The 15,845-nt window shown below is 66.8% G+C and carries 17 protein-coding genes and 1 pseudogene; 10 read left to right on the top strand and 8 right to left on the bottom strand.

Annotated features, from left to right (window positions below; all coding sequences use genetic code 11):
- Together ACFTSA_RS22070 and ACFTSA_RS22065 are read left to right on the top strand one after the other, a co-directional pair.
- Positions 1 to 135 (top strand): annotated as a pseudogene (locus ACFTSA_RS22070) (class II fructose-bisphosphate aldolase); the annotation flags it as partial.
- Between the two features lie 16 nt (positions 136 to 151).
- Positions 152 to 736: a ribose-5-phosphate isomerase gene (locus ACFTSA_RS22065; RefSeq protein ID WP_377954062.1), complete on the top strand. Its 585-nt coding sequence runs from the start codon at positions 152 to 154 to the stop codon at positions 734 to 736.
- Positions 737 to 1,032: 296 nt separating this feature from the next.
- On the opposite strand, the gene ACFTSA_RS22060 is transcribed toward ACFTSA_RS22065, so the two are convergent.
- The 5 genes from ACFTSA_RS22060 to ACFTSA_RS22040 all read right to left on the bottom strand — a co-directional run bounded on the left by ACFTSA_RS22060 (position 1,033) and on the right by ACFTSA_RS22040 (position 4,059).
- Positions 1,033 to 1,617 (bottom strand): hypothetical protein, encoded by a 585-nt coding sequence (locus ACFTSA_RS22060; RefSeq protein WP_377954061.1) that lies wholly within the window; start codon positions 1,615 to 1,617, stop codon positions 1,033 to 1,035.
- Positions 1,618 to 1,776: 159 nt separating this feature from the next.
- A complete protein-coding gene (locus tag ACFTSA_RS22055; RefSeq protein ID WP_377954060.1) occupies positions 1,777 to 2,271 on the bottom strand; it encodes a MarR family winged helix-turn-helix transcriptional regulator in 495 nt (164 codons plus the stop codon).
- A gap of 30 nt (positions 2,272 to 2,301) precedes the next feature.
- The gene (locus tag ACFTSA_RS22050; protein WP_377954058.1) at positions 2,302 to 3,390 is read right to left on the bottom strand and encodes a calcium:proton antiporter; all 1,089 of its coding nucleotides are present in this window, start codon (positions 3,388 to 3,390) and stop codon (positions 2,302 to 2,304) included.
- 46 nt (positions 3,391 to 3,436) lie between these two features.
- Positions 3,437 to 3,739, bottom strand: a complete 303-nt coding sequence (locus tag ACFTSA_RS22045) for a DUF4193 domain-containing protein (protein ID WP_003802821.1) — start codon at positions 3,737 to 3,739, stop codon at positions 3,437 to 3,439.
- A 110-nt stretch (positions 3,740 to 3,849) separates the two neighbouring features.
- On the bottom strand, positions 3,850 to 4,059 hold the full coding sequence (locus tag ACFTSA_RS22040; RefSeq protein ID WP_377954056.1) for a hypothetical protein: 210 nt from the start codon (positions 4,057 to 4,059) through the stop codon (positions 3,850 to 3,852).
- Between the two features lie 290 nt (positions 4,060 to 4,349).
- Here ACFTSA_RS22040 and ACFTSA_RS22035 point away from each other — a divergent pair, with 290 nt between their 5' ends.
- Positions 4,350 to 5,117, top strand: a complete 768-nt coding sequence (locus ACFTSA_RS22035; RefSeq protein ID WP_377954054.1) for a lytic transglycosylase domain-containing protein — start codon at positions 4,350 to 4,352, stop codon at positions 5,115 to 5,117.
- Between the two features lie 42 nt (positions 5,118 to 5,159).
- Here ACFTSA_RS22035 and ACFTSA_RS22030 read toward each other — a convergent pair whose 3' ends face one another.
- On the bottom strand, positions 5,160 to 6,449 hold the full coding sequence (locus tag ACFTSA_RS22030; RefSeq protein WP_377954053.1) for an ammonium transporter: 1,290 nt from the start codon (positions 6,447 to 6,449) through the stop codon (positions 5,160 to 5,162).
- A 220-nt stretch (positions 6,450 to 6,669) separates the two neighbouring features.
- Here ACFTSA_RS22030 and glnT point away from each other — a divergent pair, with 220 nt between their 5' ends.
- From glnT to ACFTSA_RS22000, 6 genes are read left to right on the top strand one after another with little or no spacing between them, the layout of a single operon-like run.
- Entirely contained in the window at positions 6,670 to 8,043 is a 1,374-nt protein-coding gene (gene glnT / locus ACFTSA_RS22025; protein ID WP_377954052.1) for a type III glutamate--ammonia ligase, read from the top strand.
- A 30-nt stretch (positions 8,044 to 8,073) separates the two neighbouring features.
- On the top strand, positions 8,074 to 8,982 hold the full coding sequence (locus tag ACFTSA_RS22020) for a glutamine amidotransferase (protein WP_377954051.1): 909 nt from the start codon (positions 8,074 to 8,076) through the stop codon (positions 8,980 to 8,982).
- Positions 8,970 to 9,701: a protein glxC gene (locus ACFTSA_RS22015; protein WP_377954050.1), complete on the top strand. Its 732-nt coding sequence runs from the start codon at positions 8,970 to 8,972 to the stop codon at positions 9,699 to 9,701. The genes ACFTSA_RS22020 and ACFTSA_RS22015 overlap by 13 nt, the downstream gene beginning before the upstream one ends.
- A 12-nt stretch (positions 9,702 to 9,713) precedes the next feature.
- Positions 9,714 to 11,069: an FMN-binding glutamate synthase family protein gene (locus ACFTSA_RS22010; protein WP_377954049.1), complete on the top strand. Its 1,356-nt coding sequence runs from the start codon at positions 9,714 to 9,716 to the stop codon at positions 11,067 to 11,069.
- Entirely contained in the window at positions 11,069 to 12,388 is a 1,320-nt protein-coding gene (locus ACFTSA_RS22005) for an allantoate amidohydrolase (protein ID WP_377954048.1), read from the top strand. The genes ACFTSA_RS22010 and ACFTSA_RS22005 overlap by 1 nt, the downstream gene beginning before the upstream one ends.
- The gene (locus ACFTSA_RS22000; protein ID WP_377954047.1) at positions 12,388 to 13,008 is read left to right on the top strand and encodes a helix-turn-helix domain-containing protein; all 621 of its coding nucleotides are present in this window, start codon (positions 12,388 to 12,390) and stop codon (positions 13,006 to 13,008) included. Before ACFTSA_RS22005 ends, ACFTSA_RS22000 begins: the two co-directional genes overlap by 1 nt.
- Before the next feature lie 3 nt (positions 13,009 to 13,011).
- On the opposite strand, the gene ACFTSA_RS21995 is transcribed toward ACFTSA_RS22000, so the two are convergent.
- Both ACFTSA_RS21995 and ACFTSA_RS21990 read right to left on the bottom strand, forming a co-directional pair.
- Positions 13,012 to 13,596 (bottom strand): PadR family transcriptional regulator, encoded by a 585-nt coding sequence (locus tag ACFTSA_RS21995; RefSeq protein WP_377954046.1) that lies wholly within the window; start codon positions 13,594 to 13,596, stop codon positions 13,012 to 13,014.
- 214 nt (positions 13,597 to 13,810) lie between these two features.
- A complete protein-coding gene (locus ACFTSA_RS21990) occupies positions 13,811 to 14,479 on the bottom strand; it encodes a DNA alkylation repair protein (protein ID WP_377954045.1) in 669 nt (222 codons plus the stop codon).
- A 161-nt stretch (positions 14,480 to 14,640) separates the two neighbouring features.
- Between ACFTSA_RS21990 and ACFTSA_RS21985 the strand changes: the two genes are divergently transcribed.
- The gene (locus tag ACFTSA_RS21985) at positions 14,641 to 15,699 is read left to right on the top strand and encodes a hypothetical protein (protein WP_377954043.1); all 1,059 of its coding nucleotides are present in this window, start codon (positions 14,641 to 14,643) and stop codon (positions 15,697 to 15,699) included.
- Positions 15,700 to 15,845 lie beyond the last annotated feature (146 nt).

Genomic DNA, 15,845 nt, shown 5'->3' with positions numbered 1-15,845 from the left:
CTGAAGGTCGACGGCGAGGTGGGCAACAAGAAGACCTACGACCCCCGCGTCTGGGGCGCCTCCGCCGAAGCCGGCCTCGCCGCCCGCGTTGTCGAAGCAACCCAGCAGCTCGGCTCCGCCGGCAAGACCTTCTAACCCTGAAAGCGATCACATGAGTAACTCATCAGCAACCAACGGACCGGCAGCCGGGGCTGTCTACCGCGTCCACATAGGCACCGATCACGCGGGCCTCGAACTGAGCCGCACGCTCCATGACGAGCTGACGAGCCTGGGGTTTAACGTGGTGGACCACGGCCCCACAGAGTACGACGACCAGGACGACTACCCGGCTTTCTGCATCAGTGCCGCTGAGGGCGTCGCGCGCGACAACAACGACAACCGGCCAAGCCTGGGAATCGTCATCGGCGGCTCCGGCAACGGTGAGCAGATCGCAGCCAACAAAGTCAGGGGCATCCGCGCCGCTTTGGTCTGGAACGAGTCAACTGCACGCCTTGCCCGGCAGCACAACGACGCGAACGTCATCGCCATCGGCGCCCGCGAGCACACGCCGGAGGAATGCCGCCAGCTGGCGGTCCTCTTCCTGCAGGAGCCTTTCACCGAGGAGTCCAGGCACAAGCGCCGCATTGCGCAGATCGCCGACTACGAAACCTGCCTCACCCCACTGGCATGCGAGATTAGCCGAAGGGACGCGCTGGAACGCATGGGCCGCAGCGTGGGAATCCCACAACTCGTTTAGCTGGGCACATCCACGACGTCGGCACTCACGTTCCCGAGTCCCGACACGTCGATGTTCGTGTCCTGGGTGGTAGACGGACGCAGCCTGGTTGGCGAGATCTAACCCTGGAGGAGTTTTTGTCCAGATATCCCAACTTACAAGGGCTTTAGAGCCCATTATCTGGACAAAAACTCGGGAGAGTTACGGGAAATACGACGCCGGCTGGTCACCTTGTGCGACGGCCGGCGTCGTTGCTAATCAAGAGCCGAACGATGCCGGGAGCCTGTCCTCACGCCGGGTCTAGCGGCGCCACTTCCCTAAAAGGCTGGGGGTTCGGAGGGTGGGGGTTTGGGTGCCGTGGGGTGATCCGGGGTGCGGCGCCGCCCGTGCCGGGTCCGGGTGCGCTGCAGCGCCATCGTGGCGAACGTTTCGGACTGCCCGGCCGGGAGGGAGCGGGCCTGGTCCAGGATAATCCTGGCGTGCGCCTCGGAGATCTCCCCATCCTCGACCGCTTCAAGGACCTCCCACTGGGACGTGGCCAGGTCCCCGGCATCATTCAACCAGCGCGCGGCGGTGCCTTCGGAGAGGGCGCAGGCGGTGGACACCTCGCTGACGGCCAGCGCATGGGCCTCGTCCCCGCCAAAGCGCACCGGCTGGTTCTCCGCCCGCGGGGGTGACTCTTCGCCGATGGCTTCCCCGACCCGCGCCAGCGCGCGCATCTTCACCGACGTCGCCCACGCGATGACCCGGCCGGCCGATTCCACCACGCCCAGCGCCTCCTCGGCCGTCAGGAACGAGGGAAGCGGAACGCTCAGGGTGCCGGCCAGCAGTGAATCCTCCCGCTCCGTGAAGTCTACGGCCGGAACCCACACCCCGTCACCGCTGACCGCCATAACTTCCATGCCACACCCCCTCCCGGACACCGTTCCGAACACTGTGCCGGCATCCCCCAACCGGACACTCCCAGACTAGGTGGAGGGTACGACAATTTAGGCTGAGCCCGGGGTAGGGCCTCGAGGATCCGTTCGCGCTGAGGTGGGTCCGCGCTGAGGCAAATTCGACTAGGCCGTGGCTTCGTCGTTCTCGTTGGGGTCAGCAGCGGGCGTGTGGTCGATCTGGGCTGATTCGATGAGCTGCGTCATGGCAACGTGGATGTCCTCCGCCTGCGCACGGGTGAGGCCGAGCTTGGCCAGCATGGTGCCGGGGACGCCCATGGCCTTGTTGCGCAGCGCCGTACCTTCGGGGGTCAGGCCGACCGCAAGGGACCGTTCATCGCCGGGAACGCGGCGGCGGGTCACGTATCCCAAGGCCTCGAGCCGCTTAAGCAGCGGGGAAAGAGTGGCCGGAACCAGGAGGAGGGTGTCACTGATTTCCTTGACGGACCGCGGGCTCTTCTCCCACAGCGCCAGCATGACGAGGTACTGCGGGTGGGTCAGGTTCAGCTCCTGCAGCACGGGCCGGTAGGCGCCGATGACGGTGCGCGAGGCGACAGCCAGAGCGAAGCAGAGCTGCCGCTCGAGCAGGAGGTCTTCGTCGCTCCCTGAGGGGGAAGTCATGAAGCCATGATATCGAAGTGCCGAAACCTCCTACGGGAACATGGCGAGAAACAGGAACGCGGCGAACAGCACCAGATGGATTGCCCCCTGCAGCCGCGTGGCACGACCGGGCACCACGGTAAGTGTTCCTACGATGACGGTCAGCAGGAACAGGACTATCTGCGTGCCGCCGAGCCCAAGCGTGAGCGGTCCCTGCAGCCAGATGCTGGCCACGGCGATGGCAGGAATCGTCAGGCCGATGCTGGCAATCGCCGAGCCGTAGGCCAGGTTGAGGCTGATCTGGATCCTGTTCCGCGATGCGGCCCGGGTGGCGGCAAGGCCCTCCGGCAGCAGCACCAGAAGTGCGATGACAACGCCCACGAAGGATTCGGGGATCCCGGCCCGGCTGACGCCCGCCTCGATGACCGGGGATACGGTTTTGGCCAGTCCGACGACGGCGACCAGCGCCGCGCACAGCAGCGCCAGGCTTGTGTAGGTGGCCCGGTTAGTCGGGGTGGGGCCATGCCCGTCGTCTTCGCCGTCGTCGGGAGAAACGACGGGAAGGAAAAAGTGGCGGTGGCGGACGGTCTGGGTCAGCACGAACACGCCGTACAGGGCAAGCGAGGCCACGGCCGCGAAGCCCAGCTGCAAGGGTGAAAACTCAGGCCCGGGCCGCGACGTCGTGAAGGTCGGCAGGACCAGCGTCAGGGTTGCCAGTGTGGTGACCACTGCCAGGGCGGCGCCGGCGCCCTCCGGGTTGAACCGCGGAATGCCGTACCTGCGGGCGCCAACGAGCAGGGCGATTCCCACGATGCCGTTGGCGGTGATCATGACGGCGGCGAAGACAGTGTCCCGTGCCAGCGAATGGCTGCCCTCGCCGCCGGACGCGATCAGCGTGACGATAAGGGCCACCTCAATGATGGTCACGGCGACGGCCAGCACAAGCGAGCCGAAGGGCTCGCCGACGCGGTGCGCCACGACTTCGGCATGATGCACCGCCGCCAGGACGGCGCCTACCAGGACCACCGCGATGACGGTTGCCAGCACCGGGCCGGGGGAGACTCCCCAGGTCACGGCCAGCACGATCAGGCCGACGACGGGAACGACGGCGGTCCAGGACGATCGGAGCCGGGCCAGCACAGCGCTATCTTCTCAGTGCTGGCCCTTCGGAGCTAGCCCTCCGGTGCTAGCCTTCACACTCCGAGCAGTACTTCTTGCCGTCCTTTTCCCGCGCGAGCTGGCTGCGGTGGTGGACCAGGAAGCAGGACATACAGGTGAACTCGTCCTCCTGCACCGGAACAACCTGGATCAGCAGCTCTTCGTGCGACAGGTCGGCGCCGGGGAGGTCGATGCCTTCGGCGGTGTCGGCTTCCTCCACGTCAAGCAGGGCAGTCTGGGACCCGCCCTGCCGGGACTGGATAGCCTCCAGGGATTCGTTGGCCGGCTGGTCCTCTTGGGCCACGCGAGGGGCGTCGTAGTCAGTTGCCATGGTTATTACTCCTTCGGCTGTGCGCCGGACGACGCACATTTCGCAGGACTCAACGAGTGGGCGCCGCCAGGTATTCCCGGTAACCGGGGACGGGTTAAGGTCCCCAAAGTTTAGAGGATGATTTCGCGGGTCATGCCGAAGGGCACCTGGTCGGAAAGCGTGGCGGTGTAGCTCCCGGGCCGGTTGCGCGTCACCATGATCCCGTGTGTTCCGGTGACCATGGCCGCCTCCTGAAGGCACTTGACGGCGGCATCAAGCCGTTCGTCGAGGATCTGGCGGTCGTCGACCTGGATGTCGATGGTGTTGGTGGTGCTGGGCATGGATGTCCTTTGGGCTGTTGAAAAGTCTTGAGCTGTGCTGAGTTTTGAAACCGCTGTTCTTGGGCCGCTCGCGTATCGGCGGCAGGGCATTCCGCACTGTCTGCATACGCAGCGACTGCCGGTGCCAGTATGGGCGGCCTGTAGGCCGCTGGTGCACCGCCCCCACGGGCTCTGATGGAAGCCTGCGCACGCGTACGGTTCGCGTGCATCATGTCGGTGCTCTGCATAAAAGTAGAACGGCGAGGCCAGCACTTTGTCAACGTATTGGGGGCGGCGGGTTAGGCTGTTCTGTGCTTCGTCTGAAACGCCTCGCGGTTCTCAGCCTTTTCGCGTTCTGCGCCATCACGGCATGTGCGTTCTGGCTGCTCGGTGCGAGCAACGCGGGCGTGTCCGGTGCCGGAGCGCACGCAGCCCAGCCAGCACCGCCGCAGGCGGCGGGGAAGTTCGTGCCGCTGGCCGGCGGGAGTGCGCATGCCGTGAACATCACCAGGACCGTCGACCCGGGCTGGCTGGCCCGGACCGCTGTAAAAACAGGAATTCCCGCGCGTGCCCTCCGGGCGTACGTTGCCGCGGCAGGCATGGCGAACGCAGACTCGCCTGCGTGCGGGATCGGCTGGAACACGGTGGCCGCCGTCGGATTCGTGGAATCCGTGCACGGATCCCTCGGCGGAGGACGGCTTACGGCTTCGGGGGAGGTGAGCGGCCCGATCGTCGGGCCCGGGCTGAACGGTGACGGCTTCGCCGCCATTGCCGACACCGACGGGGGCGCGCTGGACGGTGACGCCCGCTGGGACCGCGCCGTCGGACCCATGCAGTTCATCCCCGCCACTTGGGAGCTGGCAGGAAAGGACGCCAATGGCGATGGTGTGGCCGATCCGCACAACATCGACGACGCCGCGTTGAGCGCCGCCGGCTACCTGTGCGCCGGCGGCCGGGACCTCACCACGGCCCAGGGCTGGAGCGACGCCATCTGGTCCTACAACCAGTCCGAGGCCTACCTGGGTCAGGTGGGCGACAAGGCTGTTGAGTACGCGGAACAGGCCGGGCCCACCAAGTAGGCCCGGCCTGCCACCGCAGATCCTGTTCAGTCAGTCGGGGTTTTACACCCGGTGCGGTGACCCCAGTTCCACGGGCTCCTCGTCCATCAGGTACGCGGACTCGGAGTGCGCGGCGATGTCGATGCCGCGAAGTTCGGCAGCCTCGTCGATGCGGAGGCCCATGGTGATGTCGAGGATCTTGGCGATGACCCAGGTGGCCGCAAAGGAGTAGGCGAGCGTGGCCGCGGTTGCCACCGTCTGGATGCCCAGGAGGTCAAACCCTCCACCGTAGAACAGCCCGCTGACCTTGTTCGGGGCCGCGTCCGTGGCGAAGAAACCGATCAGCAGGGTTCCGATGATGCCGCCAATGAGGTGCACGCCGACGACGTCGAGCGAGTCGTCGAAGCCGAGCCGGAACTTCAGTTCGATGGCCAGGGAGCAGACGGCCCCGGCGATCAGTCCGATGGCCAGTGCGCCGAGCGGGCTCACGGCGCCGCACGCCGGGGTGATGGCGACGAGGGCCGAGATCAGTCCGGACGCGGCGCCCATGCTGCTGGCGCTGCCGAGCCTGAGGCGTTCCACCAGGGTCCAGGCGAGCAGGCCGGCGGCGCCGGCCACGGCGGTGTTCAGGAAGACCACCGACGCCGAGTGTCCGGCGGTGAGGGCGGAGCCGGCGTTGAAGCCGAACCAACCCGCCCACAGCAGTCCTGCTCCGACCAGCACCAAAGGGCGGCTGTGCGGCCTGACGTGCTCGCTCTTCGGCCAGCCCGCGCTGCGTCCCAGGACCAGTGCGAGGGCCAGGGCAGCGATTCCCGCGTTCATGTGCACCGCCGTGCCGCCCGCGAAGTCGATCGCCTTGAGGTTGTTGACGATCCAGCCGCCGGTGACGGAACCGTCCGCGGAGCTGAAGGCGAAGACCCAGTGGGCCACCGGAAAGTACACCACCGTTGCCCACAGGGCGGAGAAGGTCATCCACGCGCCGAACTTCATTCGCCCCGCCGCGGCTCCGGCGATGATGGCGGTGGTGATGCCGGCGAAGAACAGCTGGAAGGCTGCGAAAAGCGCTGGCGGGATGGCGGCGTCGGAGTCTTCGGCCAGCAACTGGTCCATGCCGAGGTACTCGGTGACGTCACCGATGAGGCCGGCCCCGCCGACGGAATTGCCGAACACCATCGAGTAGCCGAACACCGCCCAGAGGACGGCGACCACGCTGACCCCGCCAAAGCACATCATCATCATGTTCAGGATGCGGCGGGAACCCACCATGCCTCCGTAGAACAGGGCAAGCGCGGGGATCATCATGCAGACCAGGGCGCTCGCGGCGAGAATCCAGGCAACATCTCCAGAGTTCATGGGACTCCAATCAGGGAACGGGCTGAGTAGTGTGGTGAAACAATGATTCACTTCAGTGAACTTCGGTGGGTTTCGGCGCGGTTAACTTCCCGTTGCGATCGCCGCCAGGGCCCGTCTTCCGGATTTAACAATCGGAGCGCTCTTTTGTAACATCACTTTGGCTACTGTGGTTCAACAACGTTTCAGCTCAGGTAACACCGAACCGAACAGGACAGTTCCGATGACAAGCCTCGCAACACCTGAAGTAGCAACGGAGCCGGCCGTTTCGCTGGGAGCCGGCCGGATCTCCCTTGCTGACATCGCCAAGGCCCACGAGGTCCGCTTCCTGCTGGCCACCTTCGTGGACATGACCGGCAAACCGTGCGCCAAGCTGGTGCCCGTCGAAGCCGCCGGCGAGCTTGAGGCTGGGGCCATGGGCTTTGCCGGCTACGCAGCCGGTCTCATCGGCCAGAAGCCGCAGGATTCAGACCTCATCGCCGTTCCCGACCTGGCGTCATTCACCCCTTTGCCGTTCATCAGAGAGGGCCTCGCGCTGGTCCACTGCGACCCCTACGTCGACGGCAAGCCCTGGCCCTACGCGCCGCGCGTTATCCTCAAGAACACCCTCGCCCGCCTGGCCGGGAAGGGGATGCAGGCAAAGATCGGCGCCGAGGTGGAGTACTTCCTCGTTAACAAAAACGCCGACGGCACCCTGAGCACCGCGGACACCCGCGACGATTCACCCCGTCCCTGCTACGACGCACGCGGCGTTACCCGCATGTATGAGCACCTCACCTCGATCTCCACCGCCATGAACAGCCTGGGCTGGGGCAACTACGCCAGCGACCACGAGGACGCCGCGGGCCAGTTCGAGCAGAACTTCAACTACGCCGACGCCCTGACCACTGCGGACCGCGTGGTCTCCCTGCGCTACATCCTGAATATCCTCGCCGAGCAGCGCGGCATGACCGCAACCTTCATGCCCAAGCCCTTCACCGACCGCACCGGCACGGGGCTCCACTTCCACCTGTCCCTGTGGTCAGGTGCGGACGCCCTCTTCCCCGGGGACGACGGCGACCGCGGCCTTGGGCTGTCAGAACTCGCCTATTCGTTCATCGGCGGCCTCCTCGACCACGCCCCGGCACTGCAGGCCTTCCTCGCGCCGACGGTGAACTCCTACAAGCGCACCGGCGCGACCACCAGTTCCTCCGGGGCAACGTGGTCACCGCGGAAGGCCTCGTTTGGCGGCAACGACCGAACCCATATGGTCCGCGTTCCCGACGAAAAGCGGATCGAGCTGCGGTCCGGGGACGGTTCGGCCAACCCCTACCTCGCCATAGCCACCGCCATCGAGGCCGGGCTCGACGGCATCACCAGGGCGGCGGACCCGGGAGCCCCGTCCGGTCCCGGTGAAGCGCGGCCGGATGCCCACTTGCTGCCGGCAACTCTTCTCCACGCCGTGGAGGCCCTGCGCCGGGACCCCGTCATCCTCGCCAGCCTCAGTGGCGACCCGGCGATCGGCCAGTACTACGCCGATGCCAAGGAAGAGGAGTTCCTGACCTGGCACAACCAGGTAAGCGACTGGGAAATCCGGACCTACCTGACCTCGATCTGAATCCAGCCCCACCTAGAAAAGGACACACACATGTGCGGAATCGCCGCGCTGCAGCTGCGCAACCCCCTGCTGCACTCCCAAATGGGCAGTCTGCTGTCGTCGATGCTGTGCCAGATCGTGGACCGCGGCCCCGACTCTGCCGGCCTCGCCGTCTATGACACCCCTGGCCTCGTGTCCGGCAACACCTCCACGCTCAGCCTCCTGGGCAAGGAGCAGGCCCTGCCGGCGGCCGGAATCGCCGCCGCGCTGGAAAGCCTGCTGCCCGCCTCCGCCGGGACGGCAGTGAAGGTGGTGGGCGACACCACCTTCGTCAGCTCCGCCGTCGACACCGAGCTGCTCGCCAAGGCGGTGCGCGAAACCCTTCCGGAGTCCACCATCATCGGCCGCGGTGAACACGTGGCTGTGATGAAGAGCGTGGGCCATCCGATGGAGGTCGCTGCCGAGCACGGGCTGGAGGCCATGACCGGTAGCCAGGGTCTGTCCCACACCCGGATGGCTACGGAATCGGCCGTCACCGCCGGCGGATCCCACCCGTTTTCGGTGGCCGACGACCTGTGCCTGGTCCACAACGGCTCGTTCTCCAACCACGCCACCATCCGCCGGGACCTGCTGCGCGAAGGCGTGGTGTTCGACTCGGACAATGACACCGAAGTCGGCGCCCGGTACGTCGCCTCGCGGCTGAAGCAGGGCGACACCCTGGAGGAGGCCCTGACCAATCTCGGCAAGGTCTTCGACGGCTTCTACACGCTGGTGGTCACCACCGCCGACAGCATGGCAGTGGTCCGCGACCCCATCGCCTGCAAGCCGGCCATCATCGCCGAAACCGACGACTACGTGGCCATCGCCTCCGAATACCGTGCCCTGGCGTCCCTGCCCGGCATCGACACAGCCCGCATCTTTGAACCGGAACCCGGAAAGGTCTACACATGGTCACTCTGATCGAAACCCAGACGCAGGATTACACCACGGTCCCCGACGGGTTTTCCACCCTCGTGGACCTCGCCGATTTCCCGGTTCGGGGGCTCAACCAAGCCCTGCACGATGCAGTCGACGGGCAGTCCTGGACCGTCGAGAACCCGGGCGGGAAGCACGGCCTCGGCGTCGGCATCAATGCCGCGGTCTATGTCACTATCAACGGCCATGCCGGCTACTACGCTGCCGGGATGCACCAAAAAGGCGAGGTGATCGTCAACGGCAATGCCGGCGTAGGACTCGCCGAGAACATCATGTCCGGAAGGGTCCACGTGAAGGGTGACGCCTCCCAGTCTGCCGCGGCTACCGGCCACGGCGGCCTCGTGGTGATCGACGGCAACGCCGGAGCCCGCTGCGGGATTTCGATGAAGGGCGTTGACATCGTGGTGGGCGGCAACATCGGCCACATGTCCGCGTTCATGGCCCAGGCCGGCCGGCTCGTGGTCTGCGGCGACGCCGGGGATGCCCTCGGCGACTCCATCTACGAGGCCCGCATCTACGTGAAGGGAACCGTCGCGTCCCTGGGCGCGGACTGCATCGAGAAGCCGATGAAGACCGAGCACCTTGAGGAGCTCGCCGGCCTGCTCGCCGCCGCCAACCGCACCGAGAACCCCGCGGACTTCAAGCGTTACGGCTCGGCGCGGAACCTCTACCACTTCAGCGTCCTCAACTCGACGTCTTACTAGAAGGACAACGCCATGACCATCACCTCCCTGGGCGCTCCGGCCCTCCCCACACGGCAGGCCGAAGAGCTCGGCCTGCGTGAATCGGCCACGTTCGACCGCGCCACCATCGCCGACATCCAGCGCGCCGCCGCCACCGGCGTCTACGACATCCGCGGCTGGGGAGCCAAGCGCAAGGTCCCGCACTTCGATGACCTGCTGTTCCTGGGCGCCTCCATGTCCCGCTACCCGCTGGAGGGCTACCGCGAAAAGTGCGATACCGACGTCGTCCTTGGTGACCGCTACGCCTCCAAACCGCTGCACCTGGAGACCCCGGTGACCATCGCCGGCATGAGCTTCGGCGCCCTGTCCGCCAACGCCAAGGAGGCCCTGGGCCGCGGCGCCAGCGAGGTGGGCACCTCCACCACCACGGGCGACGGCGGCATGACCCCCGAGGAGCGCGGGCAGTCCAAGCACCTCGTATACCAGTACCTGCCCTCGCGCTACGGCATGAACCCGGATGACCTCCGCAAGGCCGACGCCATCGAAGTGGTCCTCGGCCAGGGTGCCAAGCCCGGCGGCGGCGGTATGCTGCTCGGCCAGAAGATCACCGAGCGCGTGGCCGGCATGCGCACCCTGCCGGTGGGCATCGACCAGCGCTCCGCCAGCCGCCACCCTGACTGGACAGGACCGGACGACCTGGAGATCAAGATCGGTGAGCTCCGCGAGATCACCGACTGGAAGACCCCCATCTACGTCAAGATCGGCGCGTCCCGGCCCTACTATGACACCGCCCTGGCCGTGAAGGCCGGAGCCGACGTCGTCGTCGTCGATGGCATGCAGGGCGGCACCGCCGCGACGCAGCAGGTCTTCATCGAAAACGTCGGGATCCCCACCCTGGCGGCCATCCCACAGGCCGTCCAGGCGCTGCAGGAACTTGGCCTGCACCGCAAGGTCCAGCTCATCGTCTCCGGCGGCATCCGCACCGGCGCCGACGTCGCCAAGGCCATGGCCCTGGGGGCCGACGCGGTAGCCATCGGCACGGCGGCGCTGATTGCGCTGGGCGACAACGATCCCCGCTACGCCGCCGAATATGCGGCGATGGGATCGGCGGCGGGCTTCTACGACGACTTCCAGGACGGCCGGGATCCCGCCGGCATCACCACCCAGGACCCGGAACTTGCGTCCCGCCTCGACCCCATTGCCGGCGGCCGCCGACTGGCCAACTACTTGCGCGTCCTGACCATGGAAGCGCAGACCATCGCCCGGGCCTGCGGAAAGTCACACCTGCGCAATCTCGAGCCGGAGGACCTGGTGGCCCTCACCATCGAGGCGTCGGCCATGGCCCGCGTTCCGCTCGCCGGTACCAGCTGGATCCCCGGAGCGAAGTGATGCCGGAGTCAGCCGATCACGCGGTGGTCGGTGCCGGCCGCGCCGGAGCCGCCACCGCAACGGCCACTGTGGCAGGTCTTCTGCGGGACATTTCCGACGTCGGTGCTGACGCCCGCCGCGGCGGCTATTCCCGGCCGGTCTTCTCCGCCGCGGAGACGGAGCTCCGGGGCTGGTTCATCGACCAGGCGGAACGGCGCGGGCTGGATGTCCACACCGACGGGAACGGCATTATCTGGGCCTGGTGGGACACGGCAACCGGGACCCGCCGGGACGCCGTGGCCACGGGCAGCCACCTGGACTCCGTGCCTGGCGGCGGCGAATACGACGGACCGCTGGGCGTGGCGTCCGCGCTCATCGCCGTCGACATCCTGAAAAACCGCGGGTTCCGTCCGCGGCGGCCGCTGGCCATCGCCGTCTTCCCCGAGGAGGAGGGCTCCCGCTTCGGGGTCGCCTGCCTGGGGTCGCGGCTGCTCACCGGCGCCTTGGACCCGAACAAGGCCCTCAGGCTGAAGGACGCGGACGGCAACACGTACGCCGACGTGGCCGCCGCGAACGGACAGGACCCCCGGTTCATCGGCGCCGACCACAAAACCCTCGGCCAGCTGGGCGTGTTTGTGGAACTGCACGTGGAGCAGGGGAGGGGGCTGGCCGACCTCAGCCAGCCGGTGGCCATCGGTTCCTCGATCCTGGGCCACGGCCGCTGGAAACTGTCGGTGCACGGCCAGGGAAACCACGCGGGGACCACCCTTATGAAGGACCGCCGGGATCCAATGATCGCGGCAGCCAAGATTATGCTGGGCATCCGCGACACCGCCGCGAAGTACCGTGATGCCCGGGCCACGGTGGGCCGGCTGCAGCCTGTCCCGGGCGGGACCAACGTCATAGCCTCCCGCGTCGACATATGGATCGACGTCAGGCACCCGCGCGACGAGGTCACCTCCGCCCTGGTGGAATCCATCCACCTGAACGCCCAGGTGATGGCGGCGGAGGAAAACTGCACGGTGACGTTCGGCGTCGAATCCCTCAGCCGCACCGTGCATTTCGACGCCGGCCTGCGCGACCAGCTCCAGGCCATGCTCCCGAAGGCTCCCGTGCTGGATACCGGCGCCGGCCACGACGCCGGGGTGCTGGCAGGGCACCTTCCCACGGCCATGCTGTTTGTGCGGAACCCCACCGGGATCTCGCACTCACCCGAGGAACTGGTGGAGGATGCCGACGCCGAGGCGGGTGCGGCCGCGCTCGCCGATGCCCTTGCCGGGCTGCTGGGAGCGGCCAGGGAGCTCGGATCCGGTCGGCAGGCTCCGCCTATGATGGCTTGATGACGGATCGGGCTGGCGAAGCGAGGGACATGGCCGCGGAGAACACCGAGGACGGCGTGGCGGGCAAGCTGGAACGGATCATTGCCGGCCAGGTCCGCCACTACCGGACGGCGAACGGGCTCTCCGCCTCGGAGCTGGCCTCACGCACCGGCATGTCCAAGGCGATGATCTCCAAGATTGAAACCGCCAGCACGTCCTGTTCGCTCACCACGCTGCAGCGGCTGGCGGACGGGCTGAAAATTCCGGTCACGGCGCTGTTCCGCGGCGCGGACACGGACCGGGACGCCACCTTCACCAAGGACGGCCAGGGCAGCCTGACGGTTCGCAGCGGCACCCAGCACGGGCACGAATACCGGGTGCTCGGGACGCTCAAAGGGCGGACCGACGCCCTGGAACCGACGCTGGTGACGCTGACCGACGCGTCCGACGTCTTCCCGTTGTTCCAGCACCCCGGCACCGAGTTCATCTACATGCTGGCCGGCAGGATGGTTTACGGCCATGGTGCTTACGAATACACGATGGAACCCGGCGATTCCCTGCTCCTGGACGGGGAAGGCCCGCACGGCCCGCTGGAACTGCTGGACCTGCCCATCCGGTTCCTGGCCATCGCCGCGAGGTAGGCTTCAGTCCGCGAGGATCTGGTAGAGGGCGCGGCGGGTCTCGTCGATCTTTTCCATCGCGGCGGCACGCTGTTCCTCGGTTGCAGCAAACCGGAACTGGTGGATGACGCCCATGAGCTTCTCCACGCTCTGGTGGAACGCGGGTCCAGACTCCTCCGCGTTGGTGTTCCAGGCGCGGCCCAGCTCCTCGGCGTGCTCCGTTACGTACTCCCGTCCCTGGTCGGTGAGGGCGAACTCGGTGCGGCGGCCGTCACCCACCGGTGCAATGAGCTCCTCGTCCACGAGCTGCTGGAGCGTCGGATAGACGGATCCCGGACTGGGCCGCCAAGCGCCGGACGACTTCTCCGCAATGGTCTTGATGATCCCGTAGCCGTTGGACGGAGCTTCCGCCAACAGTGAGAGGATCGCGGAGCGGACATCGCCCCTGTTGGCGCGGCGCGAACCGCCGGGGCCGAACCCGGGGCCGAATCCGCGGCCTGGGCCGAACCTGCCGTGGCCGTGCGGGCCGCGCCGGCTCCTTCCCCGCTCGAAGCGGCCCGCCTCGGGGCCGAAATCGGCAAATCTGGGGTGTTCGTGAATGCCTTTCATGGTGGCATCGTCCTTTCGTTGAGTATCACTTCGACCCGAAGCGATACTCAACGATATATCGGTACATATCGGCGGTCAAGAGCTTACCGCCTCTTTGGTCAGGCCTCCTCGAGCTGCAGATGTGGCGTCGGGCGGCGGAAGCCGCGGGTGAGGTGCGCGAGATAGGCGAGGCCGACTGCTGCCCAGGAGAGGCCCAGCGAGAATGACAGTCCCCTCAGGCCTCCCGCCGGCTTACCACCTCGTTGATCCAGATCGGAGCGAAGGGGGACGTGCAGTTCGGCGGGGTCGGGTAGTCCTTCAGGACTTCCAGGCGTTCGCCGATGCCGATGGCCCGGGACCGGTGGTCTGCGTGCTCGATGCCGATCTGCGCCAGGGTGTGGTTCATGGCCCACTGCAGGCGGCCCGGAGCGCCCTTCATTTCCGCCTCGATCGTGTCCAGGATCCCCGGCAGGTCGAGGCCCTCGGGCTTCCTGGCGACCCGCTCCGTGGTGAGGGCCCAGCCGGCGCTCGCGACCACCTGGTCCGGATCGTCAGTCCAGGCAACCCGCAGCTCTTCGGCGTGCGGGCTCTTCTTCACCACGTAGTTCACCAGCCAGTCATGCACCTTGGGTGCCCGGGCCTGGCGCAGCATGGCGTCCAGTTCCTGCAGCTCGAAGGACTTTGGCCGGCAGATCAGCAGTGACAGCAGGCGGGCGGCGGTGTCGTCCGTGGCCCAGAGCTCGCAGGCCAGCTCGTGCTGGGTCCTGAGCCGCTTCGCGACCGCGCGCAAGGCCGACAGGTTCACGCCGTGGTCATCGCCGCGCTTTTGGTTCGCCTCGCGCATCTTCGGATCCTCAAGGGCGGCCAGTTCGGCCATCACCGCGTCAATCGTTGTTTCCGCCATCACCGCTCCTCCTCGCCGGCCTCTTCGGTCGTATTCTACGGTCGCGAACTGCGGGGTTCGCCGCACTGCCGCAGGGCCCGTTCACTTGCCGGACGGCTGCGGTTCGTTTCCGGGCCTTAGCCTGACCACGGAAAACCGATGGACACACTCAAGGAGAAGCCATGCGATCAATCAGATGCCGATCAATTAAACGCCGTGCACTGGCCGGTGTAGGCGCAGCCCTGGTGGCGGGTTCGGTGCTGGCACCGCCGGCACTCGCGGCAAACGACAATGCCGCCACAAAGGGCACCTTCAGTTTCGCCGTCATCGGCGACGTACCGTACGGCGATGCGGAGTTCCACGCGTTCCCGTCCTACATCCAGGACATCAACGCCCACAAGGAGCTCTCCTTCGTGGCCCACCTCGGGGACATCAAGAACGGCTCCACCAAGTGCACCGACGAGTACTTCGCCGCGATCCGGAAGAACTTCGACACGTTCACCCTGCCCCTGGTCTACACGCCCGGGGATAACGAGTGGACCGACTGCCACCGGACGAACAACGGCGCGTACAACCCCCTGGAGCGGCTGGACCAGGTCCGCGAAACCTTCTTCCCGAAGCCGGGCACCACGCTCGGAACCCCGATGAAGGTCAGCTCCCAGGACCGGCTCGGTTTCCCCGAAAACGTGAACTTCCGCAGGCACGGCATCGCCCTCACCGCCGTGAACATCACCGGAAGCAACAACGGCCTGCTGCCGTGGTCCGGGCTCGGCAACACCGCACCCACCGCCGAACAGGCGGAAGAGGTGCGGGACCGCACCGCCGCTGACATCAGGGAACTGACCGAGACGTTCCGGAAGGCCCGCGAGAACGGCGACCGGGCCGTCGTCGTGATGACCCAGGCGGACATGTTCGACCCGACCGTGCCCGCCCCCACGCAGGCGAAGTACAGCGCGTTCACGCCGCTGGTCCGGACGCTGATCCGCGAATCGAACGCCTTCGGCGGCCCGGTGTACCTGATCAACGGCGACAGCCACGTCTACAACCAGGACCACCCGCTGGCGGCGGGCTCCCCATGGCTGGACTTTTACGGCCAGCCCGCGGCCGCGAAGAACCTGACCCGGGTCACCGTTGACGGATCGGACAACGCCAAGGACTGGCTCAAGGTCACCACCACCAAGCCAGGCGCGCCCGGCGTGCTGTCCTTTGAACGGATCCCCTTCACCAACGCTGTGTCCTAAGGGACTACGACGACGGCGTGAACCCCCGGTGCCCGTGTCGCCGAGCCGTTTGCTGCACCCGATATAGTGGAGGGCACTATGGACGACCCTCCTTCACATATGCCCTGGCCCCTCACCCATTTGACCGGCACTCCGGTTTGCGCGGG

Source organism: Arthrobacter sp. NPDC057013 (assembly GCF_042674585.1).
Lineage (GTDB): Bacteria > Actinomycetota > Actinomycetes > Actinomycetales > Micrococcaceae > Arthrobacter.
Note: the sequence above shows the minus strand (reverse complement) of the source record. Positions and strands in the feature narration are given on the sequence as shown.